Here is an 11,781-nt window from a genome sequence, read left to right as displayed (position 1 = left end):
TCAGGTAGTACCCAAATACGTAAAACTGCTACGCAGATTAAACCAGCCACTGATCTGCCCACGCAGCGCTTTACGATTTTAAATAAATGCTTGTGCCCGGTTTATTCAGGCAACCGTTTCATCATCAGAACTTTGCTCCCCGCCAGTTGCGCTTCATAAAGACCGGGTTCAATACGATCCATATGCACCAGATCCGTGCCGTCCTTGCCCATCAGAAATATCCCGTCCGGGGTCGCAGACCAGCTCACGGGCGCTTGCCCCAGCCAGACTTCAAGACATTTGATTTCAGGGCTGAAGGTTTTGTCGGCAACCAGTTGCACCTGACAGGCCTGTGTGACGTCATCCTGGGGGTAAAAGGTCCAACTGCCCGCCAGTTGCGCGGGGCTCAGTAACAACAGGGAATTGGCCATGGCGCTCTCTATGGTGAAGGTCAGCAATGCGGCGACATAGCCCGTTGCCTTGAAAAACCTGAATGCTCTTCGCGTGTGGTGCATGGGTGTGGAATTCCAGGCAAAAGGCAGCGCTTGCGCGCTGCCCATCCAGCGGCTGACTTAAACGACGATGTCGTACGTTGCCATTTGGCCCACGGTGTTCACCAGGAAATCGGCCACAGCGTGACCGCTGAAGTCGACGGCAAAGTGCCCCAGATTACTGGCCTGGTCGTAGCTGACGATCGCTTCACCGGCATGGCCGGTGAAGGTATCGACAAAATTCAGAGCGGCCAGGTTGCTGATGGCCGAGACGTCAATTTTGTCGATACCGGACTGGAAGTCCATGATGATATTGGCTGCCTGCGGCGCTGAGTCTGACACCGCTGCGAACACAAACACATCGGCCCCTGTGCCGCCCCACAAGGTGTCGGCACCACCGGCGCCGTAGATGATGTCGTTACCGGCACCGCCCTTGAGCACGTTATCGGCGCTGTTACCGATCAACAGGTCGTTGCCCGCGCCGCCAATGGCGTTTTCGATAATTACGCCCTGGGCAATCGAGACGTTACCGGTCATGCCACCGACGTCGGAGAACGAACCGGCAGTGAGGTTGATCTTCTGGTTCTGGCTGAAACCCGAGAAGTCCAGGGTGTCGTTGCCGCCGCCATCCCACACCGAGAAAATCAGCTTGTCGCTGGCTGAAGTTGCGCTGTAGTGATCACGGTCCGCCGTGGAGTTGAAGCCATAGACGGTGTCCTCGGCACGGGTTTGCAGGTTGGCACCGTACAGCTTCTGGATGGCTGCAATATCATCCATCTGCGGTGCTGATGCGTAGGCACCTTCACCGCTGTTGGTGAAGTGCTGACCGGTTTTACTTTCACTCCAGTAGCTCATCACGCTGTAGGCACGGGTGTCTTCGCCATAGACCGCATCGCGATAGGTGGGGTTGCCATTACCCGCGTTGTAGTCACCCGGGTGCGACAACCCCAGAGTGTGCCCGATTTCATGGGTCAGGGTTTGACGGCCGTAGTTGCCCTCGCCCGGTGTCTTGTTGACCTCATAGTCCTTGTTGATCAGATACCACGACTCGCCTTTGCGGGCGCTGTTTGGCAGGTAGGCAAAGGCCGCGCCGCCATTGCTGGCACTGAAATTGGCGAAGGTCATATGGCCGTCATCGCCACGGGCAGCCGGCCCTTCGGTGAAGGTCACTTTGGCCACGTCGGCCCAGGATTCCAGCGACAGCTTGGCCTGTTCCTTTTGCAGCGCCGAGAATTGGCCGAACGTGCCCAGGCCACGGGTGGCATAGCCCACAGGTGGCGCCGTGAGGAAGCTGTAGCTGAGGTTGATCACACCGTCGCCGTTAAGGTCATGCCAACTGGTACCGGAACGCGTCAGCTGATCAGCCGCCTGATCGGTGGTCAACGAAGGCTTGCCGTTGACCAGATGATCGCCGCGGTCATAGAAGTGACTGAAGTTATCAATCTGGGTAAAAGCGGAACTGCTGCTGATTGCGGCCTGACTCTGGCCAACCGACAGTAACGCTTTCTCTTTAAGTTTCGACATGTAAACATTTCCTTGTTTAACAGTAGAAAATTTTGACAGACCACGACGACCCCATGGCGAGATCGTCCTATCACTCGCCGTTTATGGCCGGGCGAAACTGACACAAGTCGAAATATTTAGTCCAGTGTTTTTTTGCCATCAAAACTCCAGAGCCGGATAAACAACAGCAAACATTGAACACCCCGGGAAATATTTTTTTCAGTCATCGAATATTAGAATCATCATATTCACTTGAGGAATAACAATAGCGATTTTGTTGATAATGGCCTTTTGCAACATGACTGACCGGTCAGCACTTTTTTATTTAAATAAACCTGTCGCCAGTTCGTCTTTATATAGGGTTTTTAATTAACCAAAATACAGCAGGCACCCCACATTCCACACTTGTGGGAGCGGGCTTGCCCGCGATGGCATCAGCGCGATCCTGCAGGTATACCCCGTCGCCTGCATCGCGAGGCAAGCTCGCTCCTACAGCAGACACCCCATACCCACACCCACACCCCAGCACTGTGGGAGCGGGCTTGCCCGCGATGGCATCAGCGCGATCCTGCAGGTATACCCCATCGCCTGCATCGCGAGGCAAAATCGCTCCCTGTAACCCTGGTCCAGGGCACCGATATTACAAACGGCACTTGACTCGAACCGGTGATTTGAGTTTTCCTGAAACCGGTTTCAGCGCCCTCACGCGAAATCGCCTGCGATAACTCAAATAAAAGGTTTCAGGCCGTGAACAGTTTTTCTGCCGCCCAGCGCACCCGCGTGACCATGCTTGATGTTGCCCGACTTGCCGGTGTATCCAAGGCCAGCGTGTCGCGTTTTATCGGCGAAGACCGCGCCTTGCTGTCCGAAGCCATCAGCCAGCGTATCGAACGGGCAATCAACGAGCTGGGCTACCGGCCCAATCAAATGGCCCGCGGCTTGAAACGCGGACGCACCCGGCTGATCGGCATGCTGGTGGCCGATATCCGCAACCCCTACTCGATTGCAGTGATGCATGGGGTCGAAACCGCCTGCCGGCAGCACGGTTACAACCTGGTGGTGTGCAACACCGACCGCAACGATGAACAGGAGCGCCAGCATCTCGCTGCCCTGCGCTCTTACAATATCGAAGGCCTGATCCTTAACACCCTCGGCCATGATCCTGTGGCCCTGCAACAGCTGCATCAGGAAATGCCCATCGTCCTGATCGATCGCAAGGTCGAGCAACTGCAAACCGATCTGGTCGGCCTCGATAACGCCCATGCCGTGCGCATTGCCCTTGATCACCTTGAGCAACAGGGCTACCGCGATCTGTTGCTGGTCAGCGAGCCCGTCGATGGCACCAGCTCACGGATCGAGCGCATTCACAGCTTCACCACGCAACTGGCTGCACGCCCGGCACTGCGTGGTGCCGTGGTGCAAACCGGTACGCAACTGCGGGCCGACATCCAGTCCTTCCTGCAAACCCCCGGCAACGGCCCCAAGGCACTGTTTTGTGCCAATGGCGTGGCCGCGCTGGCCTGCACCCATATCTTGCGCGAGTTGAACTGTCGCTTGTTCGAGGATGCCGGCCTGATCGCCCTGGATGACCTGGAATGGTTCCCTCTGGTCGGCAGCGGTATCACAGCCCTCGCCCAACCCACGCAACAGATTGGCGCCAGCGCTTTTGACTGCCTGCTCAGACGCCTCAAGGGCGACAAGGCACCCGCCCGGGTCCTGGATTTTGCTGCAAGCCTGATCAAGCGCGGCTCCACCCAACGCCCTGCTACCTGACGCTTTATTGCCGCCGCTTGCCTGTTTAAGCCTGCCGCACTTCCTAACAACAAAATGAAACCGGTTTCAGAGATTAATGACAATGACCACATTTCCCGTATCCATCAGCCTGTCGAGCTACGGCGCCGACCTGGTTCGCCAGCGCGGACAACACAGCTTCATCGAGGTACTGGCCAATGCCGGTGCAACCCGCATCGAGCTGCGGGAAGAATTGCTCACCGGCGAAGACCCGGTAGCCTTCAGCCAGGCCGTGCAGCAGCACGGACTTGAGTGCGTGTTCTCTTCGCCAATGGAGCTGTGGGAAGCCGGGCAGTCGCGCCCCAATCCACAATTGATCGCCACCCTGCAGCGGGCCCATGCCTTCGGTGCGAAATGGCTGAAAGTCTCACTGGGCTATTTCACCGAACACTGCGATCTGCAAAACCTGGCTGCCTGCCTGAACCAGCAGTCCGTGAAATTGCTGGTAGAAAACGACCAGACGTCCCAGGGCGGGCGGATCGAGCCGATGCAGCGTTTCTTCGACAAGGTCGATCAACAGCAGGCCCCGATCAGCATGACCTTCGACATTGGTAACTGGCAGTGGCAGGACCAGTCAGCCGGCACCGCCGCCCGCCTGCTCGGCCGTTACGTCAGCTACCTGCACTGCAAAGGTGTGGCCCGGCGCCCGGACGGCAAGCTGATTGCCATAGCGCCAACCGCCACCGACCTGCAAATGTGGCAGCAACTGATGACCCACATGCCCCATGGCCTGACCCGCGCCGTCGAATATCCGCTGCAGGGCAGCGACCTCGACCGGCTGACCAAAGAGCATGTCGCGGTACTGGCCAAACTGAGCCAACAGCAACAGGAGCTGAGCCATGTCTAAGTTTGATGTGTTGTCGTTTGGCGAAACCATGGCCATGTGGGTGGCTGAACACTGCGGCGATCTGGACCAGGTCGAGCTGTTTCACAAACGCATTGCCGGGGCCGACAGCAACGTCGCCATCGGCCTGGCACGCCTGGGTTTCAATGTTAAATGGCTGAGCCGCGTAGGCAACGATTCCCTCGGCCGTTTCGTGCGCAACACCCTGCAAGCCGAAGGGCTGGACTGCCAGCACGTGGCCATCGACCCGCAGTACCCCACCGGCTTTCAACTCAAGTCACGGGTAGATGACGGCAGCGATCCGCAAGTGGAGTATTTCCGCCGCGGTTCGGCCGCCAGTCATCTGGGCCTCGACGCCATTACCCCGCAATTGCTCGATGCCCGCCATTTGCACGCCACCGGCATTCCTCCAGCCCTCTCGGCCAGTTGCAATGAATTGTCCTTTGAGCTGATGAAGTCCATGCGCAAAGCCGGCAACAGCGTGTCGTTCGATCCCAACCTGCGACCGTCGCTATGGGCCAGCGAGCAGCAAATGATTCGCGACATCAACGCCCTCGCCGCCCACGCCGACTGGGTACTGCCAGGGCTGAGCGAGGGGCGGTTACTGACTGGCTACGACGATCCGGGCGACATCGCTGCGTTCTACCTCGACCAAGGGGCAGAAGCGGTGATCATCAAGCTGGGAGCCAAGGGCGCTTACTGGCGCACCGCCGAGCTTGAACAATTCGTGCCCGCCGTACCGGTTGCCCAGGTGATCGACACCGTTGGCGCCGGCGATGGCTTTGCTGTGGGCGTCATCAGTGCCTTGCTGGAAAACCTCGACTTTGCCGAAGCCGTGCAGCGTGGCAACTGGGTTGGCAGCCGTGCCGTGCAAAGCCGTGGCGATATGGAAGGGCTACCGACCCGGGCCGAACTGACGCACCACAACGCGCAGACTGCGCCCGAATAAACACCGTGATTTTGCTGCACCCGTTACCTGCTGCGACAAAAAAAACAAGCTCAGGAGCACCACCATGCACTCGTTAAAACTCGCCGCCCGTCGTTGGTGGTACATCATGCCGATCGTATTTATCACCTACAGCCTGGCCTACCTGGACCGGGCTAACTACGGGTTCGCTGCGGCCTCCGGCATGGCCGAAGACCTCAACATCACTCCCGGGCTGTCGTCGTTGCTCGGCGCCCTGTTCTTCCTCGGGTATTTCTTCTTCCAGGTCCCGGGGGCGATTTATGCGCAGAAAAACAGCGTCAAGAAACTGATATTCGTCAGCCTGATCCTCTGGGGCAGCCTGGCGACCCTGACCGGCGTGGTGTCCAACGCCTACAGCCTGATTGCCATTCGCTTCATGCTCGGAGTGGTTGAAGCCGCAGTCATGCCGGCAATGCTGGTGTACCTGTGCCACTGGTTCACCCGTGCCGAACGCTCGCGCGCCAACACCTTCCTGATTCTCGGCAACCCGGTCACCATGCTCTGGATGTCGGTGGTCTCGGGCTACCTGGTGCAGCATTACAGCTGGCGCTGGATGTTTATCGTCGAGGGCCTGCCTGCTGTGCTCTGGGCGTTTATCTGGTGGCGCCTGGCCGATGACCGTCCAAGCGAAGCCAAATGGCTCAGCACTCAAGAGAAACACGACCTGCAAAGCGCGCTGGATGCCGAACAGGTCGGAATGAAACCGGTAAAAAACTACGCTGCGGCCTTCCGCTCGCCAAAAGTGATCCTGCTGTCCTTGCAGTTCTTCTGCTGGAGCATCGGGGTGTACGGTTTTGTCCTGTGGCTGCCGTCGATTCTCAAACACGGCGCGCAGATGGACATGATCGAGGCCGGCTGGCTCTCGGCCCTGCCCTATCTGGCTGCAGTGATCGCGATGCTCGTGGTGTCGTGGGGCTCGGACAAACTGCAAAAACGCAAACGCTTCGTCTGGCCGCCGCTGCTGATCGCCTCCATCGCCTTCTACGGCTCCTACGTGCTGGGTGCGGAACACTTCTGGTGGTCCTACAGCCTGCTGGTGATTGCCGGTGCCTGCATGTATGCACCCTACGGTCCGTTTTTCGCCATCATCCCGGAAATACTGCCGTCCAACGTGGCCGGGGGCGCCATGGCGCTGATTAACAGCATGGGGGCCCTGGGTTCGTTTGCCGGCTCCTATCTGGTCGGATACCTGAACAGCGAGACCGGTTCACCGGGAGCTTCCTTCCTGTTGATGAGCGGCGCGCTGATGATTTCCGTGCTGCTGACCCTGATGCTCAAACCCACGGTCAATGACACCCCTGCGCCCAAGCAATTGGCTACGCAGGGTCTGGCCCACTCTTGATTTCAACGTCGGTGAATACCTTGAAAAAGAATGTCGTGCTGTACAAAGAACTGTCCGCGCCCCTGATGCAACGCCTGGAAGATCAGGTCAATGTCACCCTGATCAAGCGCCTTGATGCCCAGGGCCTGGAGCAACTGCGGGCGGCCCTGCCCCAGGCCCAGGGATTGCTGGGGGCCAGCCTCAGGCTGGATGCGCAGCTGCTGGATCTGGCACCGGCACTGGAGGCCGTGGCCAGCGTTTCGGTGGGGGTTGATAACTACGACATCGACTATCTGACCGAGCGCAAAGTCCTGCTCACCAACACCCCCGACGTGCTCACCGAAACCACGGCCGACACCGGTTTCGCCCTGATTCTGGCCAGCGCCCGGCGCGTGGTGGAGCTGGCCAACCTGGTGCGCAATGGCCAGTGGCAAAAAAACGTCGGCCCCGAGCAGTTCGGCACCGACGTGCATGGCAAAACCCTGGGCATCATTGGCATGGGCCGCATCGGCGAAGCCCTGGCCCAGCGCGGCCACTTTGGCTTCGGCATGCCGGTGATCTACCACAGCAATTCGCCAAAACCTGCAGTAGAGGCACGCTTCAACGCGCAGTACCGCAGCCTCGATGAACTGTTGCAGCAAGCCGACTTTATCTGCCTGACCCTGCCCCTGACCGCGCAAACCGAAGGCTTGATTGGCGCAGAGCAATTTGCCCTGATGCGCCCCGAGAGCATCTTTATCAATATCTCCCGGGGCAAGGTGGTGGACGAAGCGGCACTGATTCAGGCCTTGCAAGAGGGCCAGATTCGCGCAGCCGGGCTGGATGTGTTCGAGCGCGAACCGCTGGAGCTGACCTCGCCGCTACGGCAGCTGGATAACGTGGTGGCCACCCCCCACATAGGTTCGGCCACCCACGAAACCCGCGAAGCCATGGCCCGCTGTGCGGTCGATAATCTGCTGGCGGCACTGGCCGGTGAACGCCCGGCCAACCTGGTTAACCCACAAGCACTGGGCTGATCATTCACCGGCCTTGATTTTGGTCCATAGCCGCGTGCGGATGCGGTCGATATTCAACGGCATGGCCTGGAGGGCAAACAGCTTGTCCATCATCGCCGCCGTTGGATAGACCTTGGTGTCAGCCTTGATCTCGGGGCTGACCAAGGCATCGGCCTGTTCGTTGCCATTGGCGTAATGCACATAGTTGGTGATACCGGCCATCACGTCTGGGCGCAGCAAGTAGTTCATGAAGCTGTAAGCGGCCTTCTCGTCCGGCGCGTCGACGGGCATGGCCACCATATCAAACCAGATCGCCGCACCTTCCTTAGGTATCGAATAACCGATATCCACCCCGTTACTGGCCTCTTTGGCCCGGGTTTCGGCCTGCAGAATGTCTCCCGAAAAGCCTACCGCCACACAAATATTGCCGTTGGCCAGGTCGCTGGTGTACTTGGACGAGTGAAAGTAGCTGATATAGGGCCGTACTTTCATCAGCAGCGCTTCGGCTTTTTTGTAGTCCTGCGGGTTCTTGCTGTGATGGGGCAAGCCCAGGTAATTCAGCGCCGCGGGCAGCACTTCCGGACCGTTGTCCAGTATCGCGACCCCGCATTTACTGAGCTTTTCCATGTTTTCAGGCTTGAAAATCAGGTCCCAGGAATCCACCGGGGCATTCTCGCCCAGTACCGCTTTGACCTTGGCCACGTTGTAGCCGATACCGGTACTGCCCCACAGGTACGGAAAACCATGCTGGTTCCCCGGATCGTTGACCTCCAGCGCCTTGAGCAGCACCGGGTTGAGGTTTTTCCAGTTGGGCAACTGGCTTCTGTCGAGCTTTTTCAGGGCCCCGCCCTGAATCTGCCGGGCCATAAAGTGGTTGGATGGAAACACCACGTCATACCCGGAATTGCCGGTCATCAACCTGCCGTCCAGGGTCTCGTTGCTGTCAAACAGGTCGTAGGTAAACGCAACTCCGGAATCACGGGAAAAGTTCTTCATCGTGTCGGGTGCGATGTAGTCGGACCAGTTATAGACCTTCACGGTCTCGGCGGCCTGACACAAAGTCCCGGCCAACATCAGGGGCAACAGGGTCATACGGATCATGATTCGATTCCTTGCATGTTCTGGCAGCTTTTTTATAGGCAGGTATCGGCAGTTTTAAGTGAGCAAAGGCTTACAGGATCAGGACATAGGTCTTGCGCACGGTCTCCTGAATGTCCCAGATGCCGGTGCTGTTGGCAGGCAACATCAGTGCATCCCCTGCTTCTATGGTCAGGGTTTCTCCGTCATCCGGAGTGAAGGTGCAGCGCCCTTGAATGAAGTGACAAAACTCTTGCGCCACAATCTGTCGGCGCCAGCGACCCGGCGTGCATTCCCAGATGCCGGTTTCGACCCCGTCGTTACGCTCGACACAGGTGACCGAGGTGATAGCCACCGGCGTACCCAGCGGCACGGCCACCGGGAAGGACTCTTGTAGCGGTACCAGGGCCGTGTTTTTGAATTGAGTGATGCTCATGAAATGCTTCCTGATCAAGACGACGTTTAATTACTGCATGAAACCTTCCATAAACCCGGCCACGCGGCTGGCCAGGCGCCGACGCAAGGGCGAGCTGTGGGGGTTGGCCAGGGTTTGGTCTTCGTAGACGAAGCTGCGGATAATTGCGTTGTAACCCAGCCAGCGGCAGGGCTCCGGCTCCCAGGCCTTGAGCGCAGCGAGTCCGCCTTCGGTCAACACCCAGGGCTGTGTCACCTCGAGGGTGTCGCGTTGCAAAATCAGGTCGGCCAGGGTGCGGCCGCCCAGATGACTGGCGCCTACCCCTTCGCCGCCATACCCGCCGGCCAGGGCGATGCCTTGCTGGCGATCACAGAGCATGTGTGGCTGAAACCGCCGCGACATGCCCAGATTGCCGCCCCAGGCATGACTGATACGCACGTCTTTAAGCTGCGGGAACAGTTCGCCAAACAAATAACGGCGCAGTTCAATTTCGCTTTCGCTGAGGTCGAAATTGCCTCGCAGGCGTCCGCCAAACTGATAACCGCCCCGCGCACCGAACACCAGGCGGTTATCCACCGTGCGCTGGCCGTAAGTGACCTGACGGCTGCTCTCGCTGAAGGCCTGGCCCCGGGACAGACCGATCTCGTCCCACACGGCCTGGGACAAAGGCTCTGTGGCCACCAGCAGGCTCTGTACCGGCAGTTGATAGCGGCCCAGGGTTGGCAAGGTATTGGCGTAGCCTTCCACGGCCGGCACCACCCAGCGGCTGCGCACCCGGGCTTTGGCTGTGACCACCTGGCCCGACTGCCATTGCGTGACCGGGCTTTGCTCGAATATCTGCACCCCCATGCGCTCAACGGCGCGGGCCAGGCCGCGTACCAGTCTGGCCGGGTGAATGGTTGCAACATGGGGAGTGAAGATGCCGCCATAGGGCCTGGCGACGCGGATCTGTTGCGCCAGTTCGCCCGGGCTCAGCCAGCGGTAGTCGGATTCGTTCAAGCCCTGGGCGTAGAGGCTGGCCAGATAACTGCGCAGACTGGCTTCTTGCTCGGGGTAACGGGCCGCGCAATACAAAGCGCCCCCTTTGCGGTAATCGCAGTCGATGCCTTCACGATCGATGACGTTTTTTACTTCATCAGGTATGCCGTGCAGCAAATCGAAGGAGGCCCGACGCTGCTCGGCAGACAAGCCCGCCAGCAACCGGTCCTCGCCCAGCAAATTGCCCATCAGCCAGCCGCCGTTGCGACCGGAGGCGCCAAAGCCCGCCGTTTGCGCTTCAACAATGGCAATGCTCAGTTGCGGCGCATGGCGCTTGAGGTAGTACGCGGTCCAGAGCCCGGTGTAACCGGCGCCGATGATGGCCACATCGACATCCAGGTCGTGTTCGAGCGCCGGTCGGGGAGCAAGCTCATCCCCGAGCTGGTCCATCCATAAACTGATTGAGCGCCATGCTGGCATCACCGACTCCACACTGCTTCAAAGAATGGGTCGACCCTACCTCCTGGCGTCAGGAAAAGTCTTGCGCGCGTGCCCGCAAAGAAATTTGTCTGGCGTAAGCCTTGGGTGACTGGCCGGTGTGCTGGCGAAAACAGCTGTAGAACGCCGAGATCGAATTGAACCCGGCCGAGAACGCCACCTCATCGACTTTGACCGGCGACACCGCAGCATCCATTGCCGCCAGTACATGCCGCAGCCGTGCCTGATTCACATAGCGGTAAAAGCTTTGTCCCAATACCTGGTTGAGCAAATACGACATCTGGTTACGTGTATAGCCGCAGGCACTGGCCACTTGCTGCAGATCGAGCTCAGGGTCGAGATAGGGTTGTTGGCGCTCGAAGTAGCTTTGCAGGTCCCGGGCCATGAAACTCAATTGCCGCGCCGAGAGCCCAAGACGGCTGACGGCCGGTCTCAATGAGGGTTTGAGCGCCGGATTGATCGCGGTTTCATGGACCAGGGATGCGTACTCATTGACCCGCCAGATCAGCCCGTCGCGCACCGTAATCGCCTCACTGGCTCGGAATGACACCAGCCCCTGGCTGCCACGCAGGGTCATGCGATATTGAATGAACGCCGTATTGCCATCCAGACGGATACGATCGCTATGCTCCAGCGCTTCATCCGGCTCCCTTGGCATGGACAGACGCACGTACTCGCGCAGTTCGTCGAGGGCCATGACCCGATTCTGAAAAAAATCGTGATAGCACACGTCCGGGTGATAAAGCGCCATCACCCCGTCCAGGTCTCGGTGCTTCCAGCACAAGTGGTAACGCATCACGGTCTGACCGGTAGCGCGGGTCTGTTCGGGGCCGTCATCGGGGTCTGACATGGAACGCTCGTAGGCAAAAAGAGCAGAGAGTGCCGAGTTTGTGCGTTGGCAGCAATGGCCAGGTGCAGGGGT

11 protein-coding genes are annotated in these 11,781 nt (G+C 58.9%); 5 read left to right on the top strand and 6 right to left on the bottom strand.

Annotation, left to right across the window (positions count from 1 at the left end; all coding sequences use genetic code 11):
* Positions 1-101 precede the first annotated feature (101 nt).
* On the bottom strand, positions 102-494 hold the full coding sequence (locus WG29040_RS00285) for an AprI/Inh family metalloprotease inhibitor (protein ID WP_127195340.1): 393 nt from the start codon (positions 492-494) through the stop codon (positions 102-104).
* A gap of 57 nt (positions 495-551) precedes the next feature.
* On the bottom strand, positions 552-1,994 hold the full coding sequence (locus tag WG29040_RS00280) for a serralysin family metalloprotease (protein ID WP_127195339.1): 1,443 nt from the start codon (positions 1,992-1,994) through the stop codon (positions 552-554).
* Between the two features lie 726 nt (positions 1,995-2,720).
* Here WG29040_RS00280 and WG29040_RS00275 point away from each other — a divergent pair.
* From WG29040_RS00275 to WG29040_RS00255, 5 genes are all read left to right on the top strand, one after another.
* Positions 2,721-3,746 carry a LacI family DNA-binding transcriptional regulator gene (locus WG29040_RS00275; protein ID WP_003445845.1) on the top strand — a complete coding sequence of 342 codons (1,026 nt, stop codon included), beginning with the start codon at positions 2,721-2,723 and terminating at the stop codon, positions 3,744-3,746.
* An 82-nt stretch (positions 3,747-3,828) separates the two neighbouring features.
* Complete coding sequence (locus WG29040_RS00270; protein ID WP_010657164.1) at positions 3,829-4,611, top strand: sugar phosphate isomerase/epimerase; 783 nt, start codon at positions 3,829-3,831, stop codon at positions 4,609-4,611.
* A complete protein-coding gene (locus WG29040_RS00265) occupies positions 4,604-5,557 on the top strand; it encodes a sugar kinase (protein WP_127195338.1) in 954 nt (317 codons plus the stop codon). Before WG29040_RS00270 ends, WG29040_RS00265 begins: the two co-directional genes overlap by 8 nt.
* Positions 5,558-5,621: 64 nt before the next feature.
* Entirely contained in the window at positions 5,622-6,917 is a 1,296-nt protein-coding gene (locus WG29040_RS00260) for an MFS transporter (RefSeq protein ID WP_003445850.1), read from the top strand.
* A 20-nt stretch (positions 6,918-6,937) separates the two neighbouring features.
* Positions 6,938-7,912, top strand: coding sequence for an NAD(P)-dependent oxidoreductase (locus WG29040_RS00255; protein WP_037001812.1), 975 nt, complete (start codon positions 6,938-6,940; stop codon positions 7,910-7,912).
* Here WG29040_RS00255 and WG29040_RS00250 read toward each other — a convergent pair whose 3' ends face one another.
* The 4 genes from WG29040_RS00250 to WG29040_RS00235 form a co-directional block, all read right to left on the bottom strand.
* On the bottom strand, positions 7,913-8,992 hold the full coding sequence (locus tag WG29040_RS00250; protein ID WP_003445852.1) for a polyamine ABC transporter substrate-binding protein: 1,080 nt from the start codon (positions 8,990-8,992) through the stop codon (positions 7,913-7,915).
* Positions 8,993-9,062: 70 nt separating this feature from the next.
* On the bottom strand, positions 9,063-9,404 hold the full coding sequence (locus WG29040_RS00245) for a cupin domain-containing protein (RefSeq protein ID WP_010657167.1): 342 nt from the start codon (positions 9,402-9,404) through the stop codon (positions 9,063-9,065).
* 30 nt (positions 9,405-9,434) lie between these two features.
* Positions 9,435-10,841: an FAD-binding oxidoreductase gene (locus tag WG29040_RS00240; protein WP_127195337.1), complete on the bottom strand. Its 1,407-nt coding sequence runs from the start codon at positions 10,839-10,841 to the stop codon at positions 9,435-9,437.
* A 49-nt stretch (positions 10,842-10,890) separates the two neighbouring features.
* Positions 10,891-11,709 (bottom strand): AraC family transcriptional regulator, encoded by an 819-nt coding sequence (locus WG29040_RS00235; RefSeq protein WP_003445855.1) that lies wholly within the window; start codon positions 11,707-11,709, stop codon positions 10,891-10,893.
* Positions 11,710-11,781: the final 72 nt, after the last annotated feature.

The organism is Pseudomonas sp. PAMC 29040 (assembly GCF_003994535.1).
GTDB lineage: Bacteria > Pseudomonadota > Gammaproteobacteria > Pseudomonadales > Pseudomonadaceae > Aquipseudomonas > Aquipseudomonas paraversuta.
Note: the sequence above shows the minus strand (reverse complement) of the source record. Positions and strands in the feature narration are given on the sequence as shown.

Bases quoted from the DNA above. Each gene is read 5' to 3' on its own strand.
- WG29040_RS00260 (WP_003445850.1), top strand. From the start codon at position 5,622: ATGCACTCGTTAAAACTCGCCGCCCGTCGTTGGTGGTACATCATGCCG.
- WG29040_RS00250 (WP_003445852.1), bottom strand. From the start codon at position 8,992: ATGATCCGTATGACCCTGTTGCCCCTGATGTTGGCCGGGACTTTGTGT.
- WG29040_RS00235 (WP_003445855.1), bottom strand. From the start codon at position 11,709: ATGTCAGACCCCGATGACGGCCCCGAACAGACCCGCGCTACCGGTCAG.
- WG29040_RS00280 (WP_127195339.1), bottom strand. From the start codon at position 1,994: ATGTCGAAACTTAAAGAGAAAGCGTTACTGTCGGTTGGCCAGAGTCAG.
- WG29040_RS00240 (WP_127195337.1), bottom strand. From the start codon at position 10,841: ATGCCAGCATGGCGCTCAATCAGTTTATGGATGGACCAGCTCGGGGAT.
- WG29040_RS00265 (WP_127195338.1), top strand. From the start codon at position 4,604: ATGTCTAAGTTTGATGTGTTGTCGTTTGGCGAAACCATGGCCATGTGG.
- WG29040_RS00270 (WP_010657164.1), top strand. From the start codon at position 3,829: ATGACCACATTTCCCGTATCCATCAGCCTGTCGAGCTACGGCGCCGAC.
- WG29040_RS00245 (WP_010657167.1), bottom strand. From the start codon at position 9,404: ATGAGCATCACTCAATTCAAAAACACGGCCCTGGTACCGCTACAAGAG.
- WG29040_RS00285 (WP_127195340.1), bottom strand. From the start codon at position 494: ATGCACCACACGCGAAGAGCATTCAGGTTTTTCAAGGCAACGGGCTAT.